General features: G+C 54.6%; 18 protein-coding genes, 2 pseudogenes and 1 other annotated feature. Of the genes and pseudogenes, 10 read left to right on the top strand and 10 right to left on the bottom strand.

Annotation, left to right across the window (positions count from 1 at the left end):
* Positions 1 to 20: 20 nt before the first annotated feature.
* The 4 genes and pseudogenes from ACE15A_RS16585 to priC all read right to left on the bottom strand — a co-directional run.
* Positions 21 to 512 (bottom strand): annotated as a pseudogene (locus ACE15A_RS16585) (Rpn family recombination-promoting nuclease/putative transposase); the annotation flags it as partial.
* Between the two features lie 125 nt (positions 513 to 637).
* Positions 638 to 1,081, bottom strand: a pseudogene (locus ACE15A_RS16580) (Rpn family recombination-promoting nuclease/putative transposase); the annotation flags it as partial.
* Positions 1,082 to 1,150: 69 nt separating this feature from the next.
* Positions 1,151 to 1,318, bottom strand: coding sequence for a pleiotropic regulatory protein RsmS (gene rsmS / locus ACE15A_RS16575; protein ID WP_023246708.1), 168 nt, complete (start codon positions 1,316 to 1,318; stop codon positions 1,151 to 1,153).
* Between the two features lie 13 nt (positions 1,319 to 1,331).
* A complete protein-coding gene (gene priC, locus ACE15A_RS16570; protein ID WP_053508528.1) occupies positions 1,332 to 1,859 on the bottom strand; it encodes a primosomal replication protein N'' in 528 nt (175 codons plus the stop codon).
* A 68-nt stretch (positions 1,860 to 1,927) separates the two neighbouring features.
* Here priC and ACE15A_RS16565 point away from each other — a divergent pair, with 68 nt between their 5' ends.
* From ACE15A_RS16565 to hemH, 8 genes are all read left to right on the top strand, one after another.
* A complete protein-coding gene (locus ACE15A_RS16565) occupies positions 1,928 to 2,305 on the top strand; it encodes a DUF454 family protein (RefSeq protein ID WP_023178567.1) in 378 nt (125 codons plus the stop codon).
* A 152-nt stretch (positions 2,306 to 2,457) separates the two neighbouring features.
* A complete protein-coding gene (gene apt / locus ACE15A_RS16560; RefSeq protein WP_023246710.1) occupies positions 2,458 to 3,009 on the top strand; it encodes an adenine phosphoribosyltransferase in 552 nt (183 codons plus the stop codon).
* A 113-nt stretch (positions 3,010 to 3,122) separates the two neighbouring features.
* Positions 3,123 to 5,051, top strand: coding sequence for a DNA polymerase III subunit gamma/tau (dnaX, locus tag ACE15A_RS16555; protein ID WP_053508524.1), 1,929 nt, complete (start codon positions 3,123 to 3,125; stop codon positions 5,049 to 5,051).
* Positions 4,384 to 4,448 (top strand) — a sequence feature (DnaX frameshifting element). Its footprint overlaps the gene before it by 65 nt.
* Before the next feature lie 45 nt (positions 5,052 to 5,096).
* Positions 5,097 to 5,426, top strand: a complete 330-nt coding sequence (locus ACE15A_RS16550) for a YbaB/EbfC family nucleoid-associated protein (RefSeq protein ID WP_053508522.1) — start codon at positions 5,097 to 5,099, stop codon at positions 5,424 to 5,426.
* A complete protein-coding gene (recR, locus tag ACE15A_RS16545) occupies positions 5,426 to 6,031 on the top strand; it encodes a recombination mediator RecR (protein WP_001195019.1) in 606 nt (201 codons plus the stop codon). The genes ACE15A_RS16550 and recR overlap by 1 nt, the downstream gene beginning before the upstream one ends.
* 110 nt (positions 6,032 to 6,141) lie before the next feature.
* A complete protein-coding gene (gene htpG, locus ACE15A_RS16540; protein ID WP_053508520.1) occupies positions 6,142 to 8,016 on the top strand; it encodes a molecular chaperone HtpG in 1,875 nt (624 codons plus the stop codon).
* A gap of 232 nt (positions 8,017 to 8,248) precedes the next feature.
* A complete protein-coding gene (adk, locus tag ACE15A_RS16535) occupies positions 8,249 to 8,893 on the top strand; it encodes an adenylate kinase (protein ID WP_023246713.1) in 645 nt (214 codons plus the stop codon).
* A gap of 187 nt (positions 8,894 to 9,080) precedes the next feature.
* Positions 9,081 to 10,043, top strand: coding sequence for a ferrochelatase (gene hemH / locus ACE15A_RS16530; RefSeq protein WP_053508518.1), 963 nt, complete (start codon positions 9,081 to 9,083; stop codon positions 10,041 to 10,043).
* Here the strand turns inward: hemH and aes are convergent.
* Positions 10,040 to 11,011 carry an acetyl esterase gene (gene aes, locus ACE15A_RS16525; RefSeq protein ID WP_023246715.1) on the bottom strand — a complete coding sequence of 324 codons (972 nt, stop codon included), beginning with the start codon at positions 11,009 to 11,011 and terminating at the stop codon, positions 10,040 to 10,042. The genes hemH and aes overlap by 4 nt on opposite strands.
* 152 nt (positions 11,012 to 11,163) lie before the next feature.
* Between aes and gsk the strand changes: the two genes are divergently transcribed.
* The gene (gene gsk / locus ACE15A_RS16520) at positions 11,164 to 12,468 is read left to right on the top strand and encodes an inosine/guanosine kinase (RefSeq protein WP_023246716.1); all 1,305 of its coding nucleotides are present in this window, start codon (positions 11,164 to 11,166) and stop codon (positions 12,466 to 12,468) included.
* A 122-nt stretch (positions 12,469 to 12,590) separates the two neighbouring features.
* Here gsk and ybaL read toward each other — a convergent pair whose 3' ends face one another.
* Both ybaL and ACE15A_RS16510 read right to left on the bottom strand, forming a co-directional pair.
* Positions 12,591 to 14,267, bottom strand: coding sequence for a YbaL family putative K(+) efflux transporter (gene ybaL / locus ACE15A_RS16515; protein ID WP_053508516.1), 1,677 nt, complete (start codon positions 14,265 to 14,267; stop codon positions 12,591 to 12,593).
* A 214-nt stretch (positions 14,268 to 14,481) separates the two neighbouring features.
* The gene (locus ACE15A_RS16510) at positions 14,482 to 15,702 is read right to left on the bottom strand and encodes an MFS transporter (protein ID WP_023246718.1); all 1,221 of its coding nucleotides are present in this window, start codon (positions 15,700 to 15,702) and stop codon (positions 14,482 to 14,484) included.
* A gap of 172 nt (positions 15,703 to 15,874) precedes the next feature.
* Here ACE15A_RS16510 and ushA point away from each other — a divergent pair, with 172 nt between their 5' ends.
* Positions 15,875 to 17,527: a bifunctional UDP-sugar hydrolase/5'-nucleotidase UshA gene (ushA, locus tag ACE15A_RS16505; protein WP_023246719.1), complete on the top strand. Its 1,653-nt coding sequence runs from the start codon at positions 15,875 to 15,877 to the stop codon at positions 17,525 to 17,527.
* 117 nt (positions 17,528 to 17,644) lie between these two features.
* Here ushA and ybaK read toward each other — a convergent pair whose 3' ends face one another.
* From ybaK to copA, 3 genes are all read right to left on the bottom strand, one after another.
* A complete protein-coding gene (ybaK, locus tag ACE15A_RS16500; protein WP_000186618.1) occupies positions 17,645 to 18,124 on the bottom strand; it encodes a Cys-tRNA(Pro)/Cys-tRNA(Cys) deacylase YbaK in 480 nt (159 codons plus the stop codon).
* Between the two features lie 201 nt (positions 18,125 to 18,325).
* A complete protein-coding gene (locus tag ACE15A_RS16495; protein ID WP_023246720.1) occupies positions 18,326 to 19,120 on the bottom strand; it encodes a TraB/GumN family protein in 795 nt (264 codons plus the stop codon).
* Positions 19,121 to 19,258: 138 nt separating this feature from the next.
* The gene (copA, locus tag ACE15A_RS16490; protein WP_053508514.1) at positions 19,259 to 21,760 is read right to left on the bottom strand and encodes a copper-exporting P-type ATPase CopA; all 2,502 of its coding nucleotides are present in this window, start codon (positions 21,758 to 21,760) and stop codon (positions 19,259 to 19,261) included.
* Between the last annotated feature and the right edge of the window lie 107 nt (positions 21,761 to 21,867).

Here is a 21,867-nt window from a genome sequence, read left to right as displayed (position 1 = left end):
TATTAGTGCGCGCGGCACCGCTAATGCGAAAGCGTGGAAAGCTCTTCCGACGTAATGCCGGCGACGCTGGCGATGAGTCCGGGTTCCAGTCCGTTGGCAAGCATTTTGCGGGCAATAGCGCGCGCTTCGGCCTCACGGCCTTGTGCTAACCCTTGCTCAAGCCCTTTTTGCAGGCCCTTTTGCAACCCTTCCGTGCGGCCTTTTTCTTCCAGCCATTCCGCTATTGTCATCAGTTGCTCCTTATACTGCGGCGCGCCCTGCGCCAGTTGACGAATCAGCGCCCCGGGTTCTGCGGCGTTTCCTGCTTTCAACATATAGTTGACCAGCACACTGAGCTGCGTGTCCGTTAAATGGTCCTGCGTTAAAAGTGTGATAAGGGGGTCGAGCAGTTCGCTTAAATCGCGTTGACGAATATGTTTTTGCAGGAGCGCTAACATCGCTATCCGCCGATGCTGCAAAAGCTGATTATCCGGCATTATCGTCAGGTCGACCAGCGCAAATTCATGGCTGTATATACCCTTCATACTTCAAGTTGCTTATGTGTTGGCTACGCTCGCTCACCCCAGTCACATAGTTATCTATGCTCCTGGGGACTCACTCCCTTGCCGCCTTTAAGCAACTCGAATTATTTTGGGTATAAGGCCTTCGCCATATCCGGTTTCACAAACATATTATGCCAGTTAAGGCTATAGGGCCACGGGCTTTCCGGACCGTGATAAAAGAGGATTGGCACCACCAGCGGCAAGGTATCATGACCGGCATCCAGATGACGCTGCATTGCGGCAATGGCGTAACGCATCAGGCGAAAAGCCATCAGCCGGTCTGATTTGCTCTGATGTTCAATGAGCGCGTAAACATACCCGGGGCCGTGTTGGGTATGCAGAGAGTAGAGAATATCTGAATAGCGGCTGCGTAAATTGCCTTCAACAAAACTCCCCGACTCCAGCTTCAGTGAATCCAGATCGCAGATTTCAAGAAAGGCTTCTGGCAAGTGGATAGCCAGAAAGTCGCGGGCGACCTCTTTTTGCATCAGCATCTGTCGAAATACCGCATCGTGCGGCGTGGTGGGTAGACGTTCCATGACCCGTCCCTTGTTGCCTGACTGTGGCGACCACTCTGTCAGCGACAACGAGGACAAACCAGGGGGCAATTACTCTGTTTGCGAGTCGTCTTCCGTACTTTTTAACTTGTTTTCATAATCACGCCTAACAATTTCCAGCGCGCGTAGCACCGTTCGTGCCGGTAAGCGATTCTCTTCAAGTAGAACAATTAAATCCACGGCCAGTTTGACTTCATCAGGGGCATTTTCAAGCGACATACTTTCTCCTGGATTAACGGGTTAAACGCGCCAGTACGTTTTCTATTTTTTCCAGCGCATGTCGACAGCGCGCCAGTCGTTCTTCATAGATCTCGACTTCCTTTTGCAGCGTTTGTTGTTCGACAAGGCGGGTCGCCTGCGCCAGACGAATTTTGCGCTCCTGTGTCATCACCAGGAGTCGACGTTCAAACTCCTGATGCTGTATTCGTCTGCGCTGCCAACGGCCAAGTCCTGGCGCGGCGGTGTCCCACTGGCGCAGCGACCAGGCGGCGGTTTCACGCGATATCGCCTCTAGTTGCGAAGCCAGATGTTCCGCCAGCCAGGCGACTTGCGGCAGTTGCTCATGTTTTACCGCCTGACGCAGCGCGGCGAGATTGGCGTCTGCCTCTTCCAGATATCCCTGCAACAGAGTACTGCGGGTACGGAAAAGATGCCGGTCAAAGCGCGCGCTTAACGTCGCATGTTGCGCCAGCGGCGCGCAGCGTTGGCGTAGCGTCGCCAGCCTCTCTTCCAGCGTCTGTAACAGCATAGCGGTTTTCAATTCAACACCCCGATGAAAATAAGACAGGCTGTGCTACAGTAGCCTTCTGTTTGATAACGATTCGCATTATGCAACGTACTATTTTAATCATCATTGGCTGGCTGGCGGTAGTATTAGGGACATTGGGCGTGGTTTTGCCCCTGTTGCCGACTACGCCGTTCATTTTACTGGCGGCCTGGTGTTTCGCCCGCTCGTCGCCGCGTTTCCATGCCTGGCTGTTATACCGCTCATGGTTTGGCGGTTATCTGCGCCACTGGCAACGCTATCGAGCCATGCCGCCGGGAGCAAAACCGCGAGCGATCGCGCTGATATTGCTGACCTTTGGTATTTCGCTGTGGCTGGTGAATATGATGTGGGTGCGGGTGCTGCTGTTGGTTATTTTGACCTGCCTGCTGATTTTTATGTGGCGGATACCGGTGATTGATGAAAAGCAACAAAAGCGCTGAAGCACACGAATCGCTGTTGCAATTGTCGTTCACAGCCAGTAAATTCGACCGTTTTCGAGCACAGGCGCAGGCGGTCAAAGAGTAACCGAGCGTTACTCCTGACCGAAAAGTATTGCGCCGTGAGTAACACCGTACTTAGCAGGCATATATCCATGACCGCGACTGCACAGCAGCTTGAGTTTCTCAAAAACAGCATCAAAAGCATTCAGGATTACCCGAAACCGGGCATTCTTTTCCGTGATGTCACCAGCTTACTGGAAGACCCGAAAGCCTACGCGCTCAGTATTGACCTGTTGGTTGAGCGTTATAAAAATGCGGGTATTACCAAAGTGGTCGGCACCGAAGCGCGTGGCTTCCTGTTTGGCGCGCCGGTTGCGCTTGGGCTGGGCGTTGGTTTTGTTCCGGTACGTAAACCGCGCAAATTACCGCGTGAAACTATTGCCGAGACCTATGAACTGGAGTATGGCACCGATCAGCTGGAAATCCATGTCGACGCGATTAAACCTGGCGACAACGTGCTGGTCGTGGACGATCTGTTGGCGACAGGTGGCACCATTGAGGCGACCGTGAAGCTGATCCGTCGTCTGGGCGGGAAAGTCACCGATGCGGCGTTCATCATCAATTTGTTCGATCTGGGCGGTGAGCAGCGTCTGGAAAAGCAGGGGATTACCTGTTATAGCCTGGTGCCGTTTCCAGGGCATTAATTCAGACTATCCGCACTGCTATTTTAGCCAGAGAGACAACCTCGCTGTATCGGCGAGGTTGTGTTAGCATTACCCTCCTATGAATCCACCTTCCAGCGTTTCAGAGCCTGCCAATGAGTTATCAGGTCTTAGCCCGAAAATGGCGCCCACAAACCTTTGCTGACGTCGTCGGCCAGGAACATGTGCTGACCGCACTGGCGAACGGCTTGTCGTTAGGGCGCATTCATCACGCATATCTTTTTTCCGGCACGCGCGGCGTCGGTAAAACCTCTATCGCCCGACTGCTGGCGAAGGGGCTGAACTGTGAAACCGGCATCACCGCGACGCCGTGCGGCGTTTGCGATAACTGCCGGGAAATTGAGCAGGGGCGTTTTGTCGATCTCATTGAGATTGACGCCGCATCGCGTACCAAAGTCGAAGACACCCGCGACCTGCTGGATAACGTCCAGTACGCGCCTGCGCGCGGTCGCTTTAAGGTCTATCTGATAGACGAAGTCCACATGCTGTCGCGCCACAGCTTTAATGCGCTCCTTAAAACGCTTGAAGAGCCGCCAGCGCATGTGAAATTTTTACTGGCGACCACCGATCCGCAGAAGCTACCGGTGACCATTTTGTCGCGCTGCCTACAGTTTCATCTCAAAGCGCTGGATGTTGAACAGATTCGTCATCAGCTTGAGCATATTCTCAATGAGGAACATATCGCTCACGAACCCCGCGCGTTGCAGTTATTATCACGCGCGGCTGACGGCAGCCTGCGCGATGCATTAAGTCTGACTGACCAGGCGATCGCCAGCGGCGATGGACAGGTCTCGACGCAGGCGGTAAGCGCCATGCTCGGTACGCTGGACGACGACCAGGCATTGTCATTAGTCGAGGCGGTGGTTGACGCTAACGGCGAACGCGTCATGTCGCTTATCAACGAGGCGGCGGCACGCGGTATTGAATGGGAAGCGCTGCTGGTCGAAATGCTTAGCCTGCTGCACCGTATTGCGATGGTGCAACTTTCGCCTGCCGCGTTAGGCAGCGATATGGCGGCTATTGAGCAACGGATGCGCGAACTTGCCCGGACGGTGCCTCCCGGCGATCTCCAGCTCTATTATCAGACGTTGTTGATTGGCCGCAAAGAATTGCCCTGGGCGCCGGACCGGCGGATGGGCGTTGAAATGACGTTACTGCGTGCGCTGGCGTTTCACCCGCGTATGCCCTTGCCGGAGCCTGAAACGCCGCGGCAGTCTTTTGCGCCCGTCGCCCCAACGGCGGTAATGACGCCGACGCAGGTGCCGCAGCAGTCGGCGCCCGCGTCGCAGACATCGCCAGCGCCGCTGCCAGCTTCCACCAGTCAGGTGCTGGCGGCGCGTAATCAGCTACAGCGCGCGCAGGGAGTAACCAAAACAAAAAAGAGTGAACCGGCAGCCGCATCCCGCGCGCGGCCGGTGAATAACTCTGCGCTGGAGCGGCTGGCCTCGGTTTCAGAGCGCGTACAGGCGCGCCCGGCGGTGTCTGCGCTGGAAACGGCGTCAGTAAAGAAAGAGGCTTATCGCTGGAAGGCCACCACGCCGGTAGTGCAAACCAAAGAAGTGGTGGCTACGCCAAAAGCGCTTAAGAAAGCTCTGGAGCATGAAAAAACGCCGGAGCTGGCGGCTAAACTGGCGGCGGAAGCTATTGAGCGCGATCCGTGGGCAGCGCAGGTTAGCCAGCTTTCTCTGCCTAAGCTGGTGGAGCAGGTGGCGCTCAATGCCTGGAAGGAGCAAAACGGCAGCGCGGTTTGTCTGCATCTGCGTTCGACGCAGCGGCATCTCAACTCCAGCGGCGCGCAGCAAAAGCTGGCGCAAGCGCTAAGCGATCTGACAGGAACGACGGTTGAACTGACCATCGTTGAAGATGATAATCCCGCAGTGCGTACGCCGCTGGAATGGCGTCAGGCCATTTATGAAGAGAAACTCGCGCAGGCGCGTGAGTCAATTATCGCGGATAATAACATTCAGACGCTACGCCGATTCTTCGACGCAGAGCTGGATGAAGAGAGTATCCGCCCCATTTGATCGTAAGCCTGGCTTGCGATTGTGAACCATCAAGAGAGAGAGCTTATGTTTGGAAAAGGCGGTCTGGGCAATCTGATGAAACAGGCCCAGCAGATGCAGGAAAAAATGCAGAAAGTGCAGGAAGAGATTGCGCAGCTAGAAGTAACCGGCGAATCCGGCGCGGGTCTGGTGAAGGTTACCATCAACGGCGCGCATAACTGCCGCCGCGTGGAAATTGACCCAAGCCTGCTGGAAGATGACAAAGAGATGCTGGAAGATCTGGTCGCTGCGGCCTTCAACGATGCGGCGCGCCGCATTGAAGAGACGCAGAAAGAGAAGATGGCTTCCGTCTCTTCCGGTATGCAACTGCCGCCAGGCTTTAAGATGCCATTCTGATGCAAACCAGTCCGCTGTTAACTCAGCTTATGGAAGCGTTGCGCTGCCTGCCGGGCGTCGGCCCTAAGTCGGCGCAGCGGATGGCGTTTACCCTGTTGCAGCGCGATCGCAGTGGCGGAATGCGCCTGGCGCAGGCGCTGACCCGGGCGATGTCGGAAATCGGCCACTGCGCCGATTGCCGCACCTTTACCGAGCAGGATATCTGTAATATCTGTTCGAACCCGCGGCGTCAGGAAAACGGCCAGATTTGCGTGGTGGAGAGTCCTGCGGATATCTACGCCATTGAGCAGACCGGGCAATTTTCCGGGCGGTATTTTGTACTGATGGGCCACCTGTCGCCGCTGGACGGCATCGGGCCGGATGATATCGGTCTCGATCGTCTGGAACAGCGACTGGCGTCAGAAAAAATCAGCGAGCTGATCCTCGCGACCAACCCGACGGTTGAAGGGGAGGCTACCGCGAACTATATTGCCGAGCTGTGCGCGGAGTATGGCGTCGAGGCTAGCCGTATCGCCCACGGCGTGCCGGTTGGTGGCGAACTGGAGATGGTCGACGGTACGACGCTGTCCCACTCTTTGGCGGGACGCCATAAGATTATTTTCTGAACAAACGGAGGCGGCATTCGCGGCCTCCGCTTGAAATCACACCCGCTTGTCCCCATCTCACCCTCAACGTATTTTTACCATTAAAAATGGCATTGTTGAGGTCTATCCACATGAAAGGACAAGAAACGCGTGGTTTTCAGTCAGAAGTTAAACAGCTTCTGCACCTGATGATCCATTCTCTTTATTCCAATAAAGAAATCTTCCTGCGTGAACTCATCTCTAACGCCTCAGATGCGGCGGACAAGCTGCGTTTCCGCGCCCTGTCAAACCCGGACCTGTATGAAGGCGATGGCGAGCTGCGTGTGCGCGTCTCTTTCGATAAAGATAAGCGTACGTTGACCATTGCTGATAACGGCGTGGGGATGAATCGCGATGAGGTGATTGACCACTTAGGCACCATTGCCAAGTCCGGCACCAAATCTTTCCTCGAATCAATGGGGTCCGATCAGGCGAAAGATAGCCAGCTCATCGGTCAGTTTGGCGTAGGCTTCTACTCCGCGTTTATCGTTGCCGATAAAGTGACCGTACGTACCCGTGCGGCAGGCGACAAGCCGGAAAATGGCGTGTTCTGGGAATCGGCAGGCGAAGGCGAATACACCGTTGCCGATATCACCAAAGATGACCGCGGTACGGAAATCACCTTACACCTGCGTGAAGGCGAAGATGAATTCCTCGATGACTGGCGCGTACGCTCGATTATCAGCAAATATTCCGATCACATCGCATTGCCGGTAGAGATTGAAAAACGGGAAGAAAAAGACGGCGAAACCGTGATTTCCTGGGAGAAAATCAACAAGGCCCAGGCGCTGTGGACCCGCAACAAGTCGGAAATTAAAGACGACGAGTACAACGAGTTTTACAAGCATATCGCGCATGATTTTACCGATCCGCTGACCTGGAGCCACAACCGCGTGGAAGGCAAGCAGGAATACACCAGCCTGCTGTATATCCCGTCGCAGGCGCCGTGGGATCTGTGGAACCGCGATCACAAACATGGCCTGAAGCTATACGTACAGCGTGTGTTCATTATGGACGATGCCGAGCAGTTCATGCCGAACTATCTGCGTTTCGTGCGCGGCCTGATTGATTCTAACGACCTGCCGTTGAACGTCTCCCGTGAAATCCTGCAGGACAGCACGGTGACGCGTAATCTGCGCAGCGCCCTGACCAAACGCGTTCTGCAAATGCTGGAAAAACTGGCGAAAGACGACGCGGAAAAATACCAAACCTTCTGGAAACAGTTCGGTCTGGTGCTGAAAGAAGGCCCGGCGGAAGATCACGCCAACCAGGAAGCGATCGCCAAACTGTTGCGCTTTGCCTCCACCTATACCGACTCTTCCGCACAGACCGTGTCGCTGGAAGATTACGTCTCCCGGATGAAAGAAGGGCAGGAAAAAATCTACTACATCACCGCAGACAGCTATGCGGCGGCGAAAAACAGCCCGCATCTGGAACTGCTGCGTAAGAAAGGCATCGAAGTGCTGCTGCTCTCCGATCGCATCGACGAGTGGATGATGAACTACCTGACCGAGTTTGACGGTAAAGCGTTCCAGTCTGTCGCCAAAGCCGATGAGTCCATCGAAAAACTGGCGGATGAAGTAGACGAAAACGCGAAAGAAGCGGAAAAGGCGCTTGAGCCGTTTGTGGAGCGTGTCAAAACCCTGCTGGGCGATCGCGTGAAAGACGTGCGTCTGACGCACCGTTTAACCGATACGCCGGCGATTGTCACCACCGATGCGGATGAAATGAGCACCCAGATGGCGAAACTGTTCGCCGCGGCCGGTCAGTCCGTACCGGAAGTGAAATATATCTTTGAGCTCAACCCGGATCATGTGCTGGTCAAACGCACTGCCGATACCCAGGATGAAGCGCAGTTTAAAGAGTGGGTCGAGCTGCTGCTGGATCAGGCGCTGTTTGCCGAACGCGGCACGCTGGAAGATCCGAACCAGTTTATCCGCCGTATGAACCAACTGCTGGTATCCTGATAGCGGTTATGTGATGCCGGATGGCGCTAACGCTTATCCGGCCTACAACATCTCGTCGATCTCAGGCCGGATAAGGTGTTTACACTGCCATCCGGCATTTTCCCGCCTTATTTTCAATTTTCCCATCGTTAACCGTTTCAGCCCGGGGCTGCTTCCTTGAGCGAAATGCGTGATGGTGGTATCGTTTAGCGCTTTTTTAAAAATATCGACAACCTTTGAGGGGATTTTCGTAATGCGTATTATTCTGCTTGGCGCTCCGGGCGCGGGTAAAGGAACTCAGGCTCAGTTCATCATGGAGAAATATGGTATTCCGCAAATCTCCACCGGCGATATGCTGCGCGCCGCAGTGAAATCAGGCTCCGAGCTGGGCAAACAGGCGAAAGATATCATGGACGCCGGTAAACTGGTGACCGATGAACTGGTGATCGCGCTGGTTAAAGAGCGCATCGCCCAGGAAGACTGCCGTAACGGCTTTCTGCTGGACGGTTTTCCGCGCACGATCCCGCAGGCTGACGCGATGAAAGAAGCGGGTATTGTGGTGGATTACGTGCTGGAATTTGACGTACCGGACGAACTGATCGTTGACCGTATTGTTGGTCGTCGCGTACACGCCGCATCTGGCCGCGTTTACCACGTTAAGTTTAATCCGCCGAAAGTAGAAGGCAAAGATGACGTCACCGGTGAAGATCTGACGACTCGTAAAGACGATCAGGAAGAGACCGTTCGCAAACGTCTGGTGGAATATCATCAGATGACCGCGCCGCTGATTGGCTACTACCAGAAAGAAGCGGAAGCGGGCAACACTAAATACGCCAAAGTTGACGGTACGCAGGCCGTTGCCGACGTGCGTGCCGACCTGGAAAAAATCCTCGGTTAATGTATGACGCTATCCGGCGCATTGAGTGCCGGATAGCGGCGTAAACGCCTTATCCTGCCTACAAGACCCCAGGTCTTAACGCTGCGCGCCATCAGGCAACATCCCTTTGTGCCTTTCACAGCAATTAGTTTTTCTTCTTCGCTTTTCCGCTACAATTATCAACAATTTGAATAGATAAGAGGCGGCAATGCGTCAGACGAAAACCGGTATCCTGCTGGCTAACCTTGGCACGCCAGATGCCCCAACTCCCGAAGCGGTAAAGCGCTACCTTAAACAATTTTTAAGCGACAGACGCGTGGTAGATACTCCTCGTCTGCTATGGTGGCCGCTACTGCGCGGCATTATTTTACCGTTGCGTTCTCCGCGCGTCGCGAAACTCTATCAATCTATCTGGATGGATGGCGGTTCGCCGCTCATGGTATATAGCCGCGAACAGCAACAGGCGCTGACCGCGCGGCTGCCAGACACGCCCGTCGCGCTGGGGATGAGCTACGGCTCGCCCTCGCTGGAAAGCGCTGTCGATGAACTGTTAGCAAGCGACGTCGACCATATCGTCGTGCTGCCGTTGTACCCGCAGTACTCTTGCTCAACGGTGGGCGCAGTCTGGGACGAACTGGGGCGGATACTGGCGCGTAAACGTCGTATTCCCGGTATCTCATTTATTCGCGATTACGCGGATGACGGCGCTTATATCGATGCGCTGGCGAAAAGCGCGCGTGAGTCGTTCGCCAGACACGGCGAGCCGGATTTACTTCTGCTCTCCTATCACGGCATTCCACAACGTTATGCGGATGAAGGCGATGACTACCCGCAGCGCTGTCGCGATACCACGCGCGAGCTGGTTTCCGCATTGGAGCTGCCGCCGGAAAAGGTAATGATGACATTCCAGTCGCGCTTTGGCCGTGAACCGTGGCTGACGCCGTACACCGATGAAACGCTAAAAATGTTGGGTGAAAAGGGAACGGGCCATATTCAGGTTATGTGTCCGGGATTTGCCGCGGATTGTCTGGAGACACTGGAAGAGATAGCGGAACAGAACCGCGAGATTTTCCTTGAAGCGGGCGGTAAAAAATACGCGTACATTCCGGCGCTGAACGCGACGCCGGAACATATTGATATGATGCTGAAACTCACGGCGCCGTACCGTTAACGCGGCGTCTTAATTCTCGCCATAAAGAAGCGCGCGCCGTCCTGCAAGGCATCGTCGGCGCTTGTCATCATCCGTGAATAGTGCAGGAAGGCGTGCAGCGTGCCGGGATACATTTTGTATTCGCAGGGCTGCCGGTGCGCCTGTAATGTCTGGTGCAGCAAACGGCTGTCATCAATGAGCGGATCAAACTCCGCGCTGGCAATAAAGCAGGGCGGCACGTTACGCGTCAGATCGTTATTAAACAGACAATACCAGGGCGATTCCCGATCTTCTTCGTTACGCAGATAGGCCTTTTCGTACATGTCCAGATCCTCACGCGTCAGGCCGTCCCACTCGCCGCCGAACAGACGCCGGCTTACCGAATCCTGCAACCCATACAGCCCATACCACAACAGAATAGCGATAACGTTACCGCAGCGAATTTGCTTATCACGTAACCAGAGCGCGCTGGCAAGCGCCAGCATGGCGCCTGCGGAATCTCCGGCGAAACCGATCTTCTCCACGTTGAGCCAGTATTTATCGGCATGTTGAGAAAAGTAGCGGCATACCGCGACGGTTTCTTCAATGGCCTGCGGATAACGCGCTTGTGGCGACAGCGAATAATCAATACCGATAACGGTGCAGCAGGTATAACGCGCCAGCAGACGCATTATCCGGTCATGCGTATCCAGATTACCGAGGATAAATCCGCCGCCGTGCAGATAGTATAAGGTGGCCTGACTGGTCGGCTGCGGCGAGTAGAGCCGGGTTATTACATCGCCATAAGGCGTAGGGACGGCGCAGGTGCGAGTGGCCATGGGCGGCGCGTCGGCATTCCAGAAACGGCGCTCAAGAAGATAATACTGACGTTGGGTCTCAATATCGCCATCGGCAGGCCAGGGGGGAAGGCCTGGTTGCTGGAAGTTCACGACGGCTTTCATTTCGTCTGAAAGTCGGGTGAGTACGGGAATTTTATTTTCCGGCTTCATAAAACGCTCCTTGTGAAAGTGAACCATTGTAAAAAATGCGGCTGGAGAAACTGCGATCTCGCCGTCTGATATTGAAACGCCGTCACCCGTCGCGCGTATTAGGAGGAATGTGCTACCATGCAGCGCTCCGTTATTCATCCGTAAGCACAATCATGAAATTTCCCGGTAAACGTAAATCCAAACACTATTTTCCCGTCAATGCGCGTGACCCGTTGTTGCAACAAATTCAGCCAGAACAGGAAACCAACGCCTCCTGGGTCGTCGGTATCGACCAAACGTTGGTGGATATTGAGGCGAAAGTGGATGACGATTTTATTACACGCTATGGATTAAGCGCCGGGCATTCTCTGGTGATAGAAGACGAGGTGGCGGAGAAGCTGTATCAGGAACTGACGCGGGAAAATTTGATCACTCATCAGTTTGCTGGCGGTACTATAGGCAATACGATGCATAACTACTCGGTACTGGCGGATGACCGTTCGGTGTTACTGGGCGTGATGTGCAGCAACATTGAGATTGGCAGCTACGCTTATCGCTACCTGTGTAATACTTCCAGCCGTACCGACCTGAATTATCTGCAAGCTGTAGATGGCCCGATTGGCCGCTGTTTCACGCTGATTGGCGAATCCGGCGAGCGCACTTTCGCTATCAGTCCCGGGCATATGAATCAGCTACGGGCGGAAAGTATTCCGGAAGCGGTGATCGCTGGCGCCTCCGCGCTGGTGTTGACCTCATATCTGGTGCGCTGTAAGCCTGGCGAACCGATGCCTGACGCGACGATGAAAGCGATCGAATACGCGAAAAAGCATAACGTGCCGGTTGTCATGACGCTGGGCACCAAATTTGTGATTGCCGATAACCCGCAGTGGTGGCAGGCGTTTCTCAAAGAGAATGTCTCGATTCTGGCAATGAATGAAGAAGAAGCGGAAGCGCTGACCGGCGAAAACGATCCGCTGCTGGCGGCGGATAAGGCGCTGGACTGGGTCGACCTGGTGTTATGCACCGCCGGGCCGATAGGGTTATATATGGCAGGCTTCACCGAAGAGGAAGCAAAACGTAAAACCCAGCATCCGCTGCTGCCGGGGGCTATCGCTGAATTTAACCAGTATGAATTTAGCCGGGCGATGCGCCATAAAGATTGTATTAATCCGCTACGCGTCTATTCGCACATTGCGCCGTATATGGGCGGGCCGGAAAAAATCATGAACACCAACGGCGCAGGCGATGGCGCGCTGGCGGCACTGTTGCATGATATTACGGCGAACAATTACCATCGTAGCAACGTCCCGAATTCCAGTAAGCACAAATTCACCTGGCTGACCTATTCGTCGCTGGCGCAGGTGTGTAAATATGCTAACCGTGTCAGCTATCAGGTACTGAACCAACACTCTCCGCGTCTGACGCGTGGGCTACCGGAGCGTGAGGATAGTCTGGAAGAGTCGTACTGGGATCGCTAGTCTGTCTTGCCCGATGGCGCTGGGCGCATCGGGCCGTCCGGCGTTGACTGCCTGGTGGCGCGGTCTACGTAAACCGGGACGTTCCATGCCGGATAAGGCGCCTGGTGTCATCCGGCAACCCCTCAACTGGCGACGACTTCACCCACGGGCGGCGTTTCAAGGAGTTCCAGCATCGCCCGGGCAATCTCTCGCTCGCCCATCACGACCTGGTTCGCCCCGCGTTCAGTAATGTAATCGACTTCATCGTCGTAATGCGCTCTGGCGATAATTTCAATACCCGGGCTTTTTTCCCGCGCTGAGGCGACGATCTCACCGGCTTCGTAACCGTTGGGGATGGTCAATAGCAGCCAGCGGGCGCAGTCCAGATGCGCCAGATTCATGATTTCTTCGTTGGCGGCATTGCCCAGCACGGCGCGAATCCCGCGTTCGCGCAGTTCATCCACGCGGGTACGGGACGTTTCGATAACCACCAGCGGAATACCCGCCGCCAGTAATTTTTCCCCCAGCAGACTGCCGACGCGGCCAAAACCCACCAGTAGGGCATGATTACAAATATCCACCGGAATTTGCTTCTCTTCTTCGATAGCCTCTTCCAGCGTCTGCTCTTCCAGCGTTTCAGTTTTCGCCAGATACTTCTCCAGCAGGGCAAACAGCACAGGATTAAGCATAATCGACAAAATAGCGCCTGCCAGCACCAGGTTCTGACCCGCTTGCGGTAGCAGGTTGAGCGCCATGCCGAGTCCGGCGAGAATAAAGGCGAACTCGCCGATTTGCGCCAGGCTGGCGGCAATGGTCAGCGCGGTTCGCGGCGAGTGACCGAACAAACGCACCAGGAAAAACGCGGCGATCGATTTACCAAAGACGATAATGGCAAGCGTCGCCAGCACCGCCAGCGGTTGTTGGATCAATATTAACGGATCGAACAGCATGCCGACGGAAACAAAAAACAGGACGGCAAATGCGTCGCGTAGCGGCAACGTATCGTGCGCCGCCCGGTGACTCAGTTCCGACTCATTAAGCACCATTCCGGCAAAGAACGCGCCCAGCGCAAAAGAGACGTCAAACAATTCTACCGCGCCAAACGCAATGCCTAACGCCAGCGCCAGTACGGAAAGAGTGAATAATTCGCGCGAACCGGTGGCGGCGCTGCGGGCCATAATCCACGGTACCAGGCGGCGTCCAACCAGCATCATGATGGCGATAAACGCCACCACTTTACCAATGGTCATCCCCATATCGACCGCCAGCGAGGCTATGCCGACATCGCCTTTTTCCACCATGCCGGCGACGGCGGGCAGCAAGACCAGCGTTAGCACCATCACCAGATCTTCGACAATCAGCCAGCCGATGGCGATTTGTCCGCGCTGGCTATCAAGGAGTTGTCGCTCCTCAAGCGCGCGCAGCAGGACGACGGTACTGGCGGTAGACAGACAGAGCCCAAAGACGATGCCGGTCATTAATGACCATCCCAACACGGCGGAAAGCGCCATACCCAGCAGCGTCGCCACCGCTATCTGGGCGACGGCGCCGGGAATGGCGATAGACTTTACCGCCATCAAATCCTTCAGTGAAAAATGCAGCCCGACGCCGAACATCAATAGAATCACGCCGAGCTCCGCCAGCTCAGGAGCCAGTTTGGTATCCGCAACAAAACCCGGTGTAAAGGGTCCCGCCAGAACGCCCGCTAACAGATATCCCACCAGTGGAGAAATACGCAATTTGTTGGCAATCATGCCGAGAATAAAAGCGAGCACAAGGCCGCCGACAATGGTGGTGATAAGCGGGGTGGCGTGATGCATTCCGTCTCCTTTGGTTGTTGGACTCCAAAACTCCGGGTAATAGTTTATGACAATTTCAATCAGGATGTTTATAAATAATGGTTGTGTTTTGGAAAAAGATAGAATCTGACGGTAAAAAGAGCACGGGACGGAAAAGTGGTAAGTATGGGATGGGCAAAGCGTGATGGCATCGGGATGTGCGGGCGGTCAAAGCGTACCTTTAACCGCCATAAAATCATGCTTTATGTCGATTATCAGGTAAGAATATGGTTAGTATCCCCAGAAGCGGCAGGAAAGCACAGATTTTATAAACTAAATAGATACTGGTATGGTCGGCAATCAGTCCCAGTACCGCTGCGCCCAAGCCTCCCATCCCGAAGGCAAACCCGAAAAACAGGCCGGAAACCATACCGATACGTCCTGGCAGCAGTTCCTGGGCATAAACCAGAATGGCGGAAAACGCCGAAGCGAGAATAAAGCCGATAATAACGGTTAAAATCCCCGTCCAGTACAGCGTGGCGTAGGGTAAAACGAGGGTAAACGGCGCGACGCCGAGAATAGACCCCCAAATCACATATTTTCTGCCGATTTTATCGCCCACCGGCCCGCCGATTACCGTCCCGGCAGCCACCGCAAACAGGAAGGCAAACAGATGGAGCTGCGCGTTTTGTATTGATAATCCGAATTTTTGCATCAGATAAAAGGTGTAGTAGCTACTGATGCTCGCCATATAAAAATATTTAGAGAAAATGAGTAGCAGTAACACGCTTACGGCCAGCACGACTTTATTGCGCGGCAGCGGGTTAGCTATTATTGCTTTTGGCTTTCCTTTCGCTATCCGGTGCTGGGCTGCGTACCAGCGGCTGATCTGCGCCAGCACCACGATCGCCAGCAGCGCGGCCAGCACAAACCAGGCGACATTCCCTTTGCCATAAGGCGCGATAATCACGGCGGCCAGCAGCGGACCCAACGAACTGCCGAAGTTACCGCCGACCTGGAAGATAGACTGCGCCAGGCCATGACGTCCGCCGGAGGCCATACGAGCCACGCGGGACGATTCCGGGTGAAAAACGGACGAGCCGGTACCCACCAGCGCCGCTGCGAGCAATACGGCGCCAAAACTTCCCGCCATCGCCAACAGCACCAGCCCGCTCAGGGTAAAACACATGCCGACAGGCAGCGACCACGGCATGGGATACTTATCCGTCCAGTAGCCGACGACCGGTTGCAGCAGCGATGAGGCGAGCTGGAACGTCAGGGTGATCAAGCCTATCTGGACGAAGGTCAGCGAGAACTCCGCCTGCAACAGGGGATAAATGGCTAAGATTAGCGACTGGATCATATCGTTCAGCAGATGGGAAAGACTGATCGCGCCCAAAATACCAAACGAAGTACGTGCTTTAGCGGCCGCTGCGGGCGCGCCGGCTAACGGCTGGGTTGGTTCACTCATGGCCATAGAAAGTCACTTAAATTTTATGCAATATTGGAGATAATCGGATGTGTAATTATTACTCGCCTAACATACCTGTGAAATGTGTTTGAAGGAAGTCTCAATTCTGAAAACATATTTGTCTATTATTGCGAGGAAAGGTAATTTCTGCGGTTGATATTGAGTCAGGGAGAGAAACATGAAATTTTTGAAACGGGGTGTGGCGCTGGCGTTACTGACGGCGTTCGCGCTGGCGAGTCAGCCTGCACAGGCTTACGAAAAAGATAAAACCTATAAAATTACTATCCTGCACACCAACGATCACCACGGTCACTTCTGGCGCAGCGAATATGGTGAATATGGTCTGGCGGCGCAAAAAACGCTGGTGGACAGTATCCGTAAAGAGGTGGCGCAAGAGGGGGGAAGCGTCCTGTTGTTATCCGGCGGCGACATTAATACCGGGGTGCCGGAATCCGATCTCCAGGATGCGGAGCCCGATTTCCGCGGGATGAATCTTATTGGCTACGACGCTATGGCCGTCGGTAATCATGAATTTGATAATCCGCTCACCGTATTGCGCCAGCAGGAAAAGTGGGCGAAGTTTCCTTTTCTTTCCGCCAATATTTATCAAAAAAGTACCGGCGAGCGTCTGTTTAAGCCGTGGGCTATTTTTACACGCCAGGATATAAAAATCGCGGTAATCGGCTTAACCACCGATGACACAGCGAAAATAGGCAACCCGGAATATTTCACCGATATTGAGTTTCGTAAACCTGCTGAAGAAGCAAAGGTGGTGATTCAGGAACTCAATATGAATGAAAAACCGGACGTGATTATCGCGGCCACGCATATGGGACATTATGACAACGGCGATCACGGTTCGAATGCGCCGGGCGATGTAGAGATGGCGCGTAGCCTGCCTGCCGGTTCGCTGGCGATGATTGTGGGTGGCCACTCACAAGACCCGGTATGCATGGCGTCGGAAAATAAAAAACAGGTGAATTACGTACCGGGAACGCCCTGCGCGCCGGATAAGCAAAACGGCATCTGGATCGTGCAGGCGCATGAGTGGGGTAAATATGTGGGCCGCGCGGATTTCGAATTCCGTAACGGCGAAATGAAAATGGTTAACTATCAGCTCATTCCGGTAAATCTCAAGAAAAAAGTGACCTGGGATAACGGGAAAAGCGAGCGTGTACTTTACACGCCGGAAATCGCAGAAAATCCGCAAATGCTCTCGTTATTAACGCCGTTCCAGAATAAAGGTAAAGCGCAACTGGAGGTGAAAATTGGTAGCGTGAATGGGTTTCTTGAAGGCGATCGTAGTAAGGTCAGATTTGTCCAGACCAATATGGGGCGGGTGATTCTGGCCGCGCAGATCGCGCGCACTGGCGCCGATTTTGGCGTGATGAGCGGCGGCGGCATTCGCGACTCGATTGAGGCGGGAGACATTACCTATAAAAGCGTGCTCAAGGTGCAACCGTTCGGCAACATTGTGGTGTATGCCGATATGAGCGGCAAAGAGGTGGTTGATTATCTCACTGCCGTAGCGCAGATGAAACCGGACTCCGGCGCCTATCCACAGTTCGCCAATGTGAGCTTTGTCGCCAAAGAGGGCAAGCTCACCGATCTGAAAATCAAAGGCGAGCCTGTTGATCCGGCCAAAACCTACCGCATGGCGACGCTGAGTTTCAACGCCACGGGCGGCGATGGTTATCCGCGCATTGATAACAAACCGGGATACGTGAATACCGGGTTTATTGACGCGGAAGTGCTGAAAGAGTTTATTCAGCAGAATTCGCCGCTGGATGCGGCGGCTTTTGCGCCAAAGGGTGAGGTGAGCTGGCTGTAGCGGTACTGATAGCCATCACTGCCTGATGGCGCGCAGCTTTAAGGCCTACGGATTATATATGCTGTAGGCCGGATAAGGCGTTTGCGGCGCCATCCGGCAAAACTATTTCGCGCAGGCTTAATCCCGACGCGCGATATCAGCGAATTTGGCACCCAGTATGGCAGCCAAATCGTCAGCCGCCAGTTCAATATCCAGTCCGCGTTTACCGCCGGAAACATAAATAGTGGCAAACGTGCGGGCGGGCGCGTCAATCAACGTGGGCAGCCGTTTTTTCTGCCCCAGCGGACTGATCCCGCCGACCAGATATCCCGTGGTACGTTGTGCTACCATCGGGTCGGCCATATCGACCTTTTTCGCGCCCAGTGCTTTGGCGACTTTTTTCAAATCCAGTTGCCCGGCTACAGGCGTCACGGCGACTGCCAGTTGCTTCATATCGCCATTCACGGCAACCAAAAGCGTTTTATACACCTGATCGGCGTTTAGCCCGAGCTTACGCACCACTTCATCGCCAAAGTTAGTTTCATTCGGATCGTGATCGTAGGTGTGAATGTTAAACGGAATCTTGTTCTTTTCGAGTAACTTAACTGCGGGTGTCATAACGTTCCTTCTTACTACAGACGTGATTTGCCATCAGCATACGCCCGAAGGCGGACTAAAAAATAGTATAATCTTGTGCATTAGGTCTTGGCAGTTGCGGCAACTTTGAGCGACAATCTGAAGATCCGAAGCGAAAGCGTCGGGATAATAATAATGATGAAATTCCTCTTTGACGGGCCAATAGCGATATTGGCCATTTTTTTAACGCATCAATTCCGGCAGATTTCCTTCCCCATAAAGATGGAGCGCGCCAACGGCGACCACGTATTGTCCTGGCGGCATGGCATTCAGGCGATCCCGCCAGGCAAGATTACGTTGATGCATCAGCACATCATACAGTGACTGGCTAAAGGTTTTGGGTAAGGTGATATGGCCATTCTGCTGCGGCATTTTTAACCACCAACTCATCATTTGTTGTAGCAGACGGGCGTTGGTATGCCAGTGCGTCAGCGTATCATCCAGCAGCGCCAGCCCGTTATCCGGTAACTGACACAGTAGCGCAATCTGACTGGCTGCGCCTTCCAGTTCGATCACCGGTTTTTGCGTCTGTTTCGCGGCCTGCAACAGTTGATAATCGATTCCGTATTCGGGGCGTAAGCCTAACTGTTGCGCTTGCGTCGCCTGTAAAATCATGGCGATTTGCCATAGCGGCTGAGTGGAAAACAGCGACAGGGAAATGCCTAACTCTTCGACGACTTTTCGCAGGTTGCGCAACTGCTCTTCGCTGATGCGATCTTCCAGCGCAGCAAACGTCGGCAGACTGGCAAACGGGGAATCATGACCGGAGACATCGGCTTCGACAATCAGCGCATCGGCGCGTTTAAGCTTTTTAAGCAGTCTGGAGGGAAGGGGCGCCATATCGCGCGTACCCATATGGATACTGCCGACGAGGTGAAAATGACGGTTGCCAGGCAAAAAGATATCGATGGCAGGCCAGGTATAATGATTGCCGCGCAATGCGGCCCACAGCGTTTTTACCCGGTACAACAGATCCATACGACCTCCTTGAGTAGACAGCCATGCTAGCGCGTGGCCCAGGAAGATACAATGAATTCGCGACGAGAGAAAAGGCCGGATAGCAACGCGAACGCGTCTTATCCGGCCTGGAGAAATCCCGTCAGACCGGATAAGCGTTTACGCTTTTGGTTTAAAGCGCAATAATCGGTTGGCATTGCTCACGACGGTAATGGAAGACAGCGCCATTGCCGCGCCCGCCACTACCGGGTTTAACAAGGTACCGGTAAACGGCCACAGAATACCGGCGGCCACCGGGATACCAATGCTGTTGTAGATAAATGCGCCAAGCAGGTTTTGCTTCATATTGCGCAACGTCGCGCGCGAAATGGCCAGCGCATCCGCCACGCCCATCAGACTATGGCGCATCAGCGTAATCGCCGCGGTTTCAATCGCCACATCACTGCCGCCGCCCATCGCGATACCGACGTCCGCCTGCGCCAGCGCGGGTGCATCGTTGATACCATCGCCGACCATCGCGACCTGACGACCCTGGCTTTGTAGACGTTTAATCGCATCGGCTTTGCCATCTGGCAGAACGCCCGCAATCACTTCATCAATGCCCGCTTCTTTGGCAATTGCATTAGCCGTCGTTGGGTTATCCCCGGTGAGCATCACCAGACGGTATCCGGCGCTGTGCAGGCGTTCAAGCGCGGCAATACTATCGCTACGCAATGGATCGCGTACTGCCAGTAACGCCGCCGCTTTACCGTCAATCGCCAGCAGGACCGGGGTAGAGCCTTGCGAGGCCTGCGCGGTGATTTCCGCCGTCATGTCATCCGTGGCGACGTGTTGTTCGTTCAGTAACGCCTGGTTCCCAAGAAGCAGTTGATGACCTTCCGCTTCACCGCTGATGCCCAGTCCGCGCAGCGTTCTGAAACCGTTCACCTGCGGCAGTTTATCGTCGCCGGCTTTTTCCAGAATTGCATGGGCCAGCGGGTGGCTGGACCCTTGTTCGAGCGCGGCTGCCAGACGTAACGCCTGAGCTTCATCAACGCCATTAAAGGTTTTTACCGCCACTACTTGCGGCTTGCCTTCCGTCAGAGTCCCGGTTTTATCAAAAACGAGGGTATCCAACGTACTGGCGCGTTGCAGGGCATCGGCGTCGCGTACCAGCACGCCGAACTCGGCAGCGCGGCCTACGCCGGAAATAATCGACATTGGCGTCGCCAGGCCTAATGCGCAGGGGCAGGCGATAATCAGTACGGTTGTGGCGATGACCAGCGTATAAACAATTTGCGGCGCCGGACCGAAGAAATACCAGATAGCGGCGCTGATCAGCGCAATGGCCACCACCACAGGAACGAATACTGCGGAGATTTTATCGGCCAGTTGGCCTATTTCCGGTTTACTACTTTGCGCCTGGCGTACCATGCGAATAATGCGTGACAGCGTGGTATGACTGCCCACCGCGCTGGCGCGGAACAGGACGCTGCCGTCCTGTACAACGGTACCGGCATGAACGCTGTCGCCTTCGCCTTTTTGCTGCGGAATAGGCTCGCCGGTCAGCATGGCTTCATCAAGCCACGCTTCGCCCTGGGTAATTTCGCCATCCACCGGCACGCGATCGCCGGTAGTTAGCCGCAATAGCATCCCCGGCTGAACGTCCGCCAGCGGGACACTTTTTTCGCCGTCTTCTGTCACTACGCGTGCGGTTGGCGGGGTGAGGTCGAGTAATTTTTCCAGCGCTTTTGAGGAACGCTGACGGGCGCGCGCTTCCAGCATGTGTCCGAGATTAATCAGACCGATAATCATCGCGCTGGCTTCGTAATAGAGGTGCCGCGCTTCCATCGGGAACCACTGCGGCCACAGGTTGACGCTCATGGAGTAGAGCCAGGCGACCCCAGTGCCGAGCGCCACCAGCGTATCCATCGTCGCCGTGCCGTTCAGCAGGCTTTTCCACGCGTTACGGTAAAAGTGACCGCCCGCAAAGACCATCACCGCAAGCGTGATGAGGCCAATAGCCAGCCACAGGCTGCGGTTGTCGCCGGTCACCATCATGTTATCGCCGATCATCCCCCAGACCATGACCGGTATACCGACCGCCAGAGCGACGATTGCCTGCCAGCGAAAACGTTTCATGGTGGCGATGGCGGTTTCCTGCTGGCGCTCGCGGCGTTTGATGTCATCTTCAATCGCCTCTGCGCCATAGCCGACTTTTTCCACCGCCTGCACTAAATCAGCGGCGGACGCGCTGCCCATCACCAGCGCAGTGCGTTCCGCCAGGTTTACCCGTGCCTGCGTGACGCCCGGTACGCTTTGTAGCGCATGTTGTACGCGGGTGACACAACTGGCGCAGCTCATGCCGCTTAACAGCAACTGTTGGCTTTCTTCATCGGCCGTCGCTACCGGAAGCTCATGAGGAACCGCTGCCAGTGCTTCCGACGGGATTGATGACTCCGTCAGCGGTTTAGCCTTTGGGTGGCTTAACGTCGCACCATACCCGGCTTGTTTGATGGTTTCAATTAACGCGTCCGCACTGGCGGTACCGGTAACGTGCGCTTCGGTTACGGTGACGTCCGCCAGCTCAACATCCGGACGTTGTTCAAGACTTTCTTTCACGCGTTTAACGCAATGACCGCAGGACAAACCGTCCAGGGTCAGGTCGATAGTTTGAGACATAGTAAAAACTCCTTTATGATTGGTCATCAATTCATTGACCTTAGTAATCGTAGTGACTCACTGTGATAAAGGTTAAACCTTCCAGCAAGGTTAAGGTCAAGGGGGAA

The organism is Salmonella sp. HY31 (assembly GCF_042604575.1).
Taxonomy (GTDB): domain Bacteria; phylum Pseudomonadota; class Gammaproteobacteria; order Enterobacterales; family Enterobacteriaceae; genus Salmonella; species Salmonella diarizonae.
Note: the sequence above shows the minus strand (reverse complement) of the source record. Positions and strands in the feature narration are given on the sequence as shown.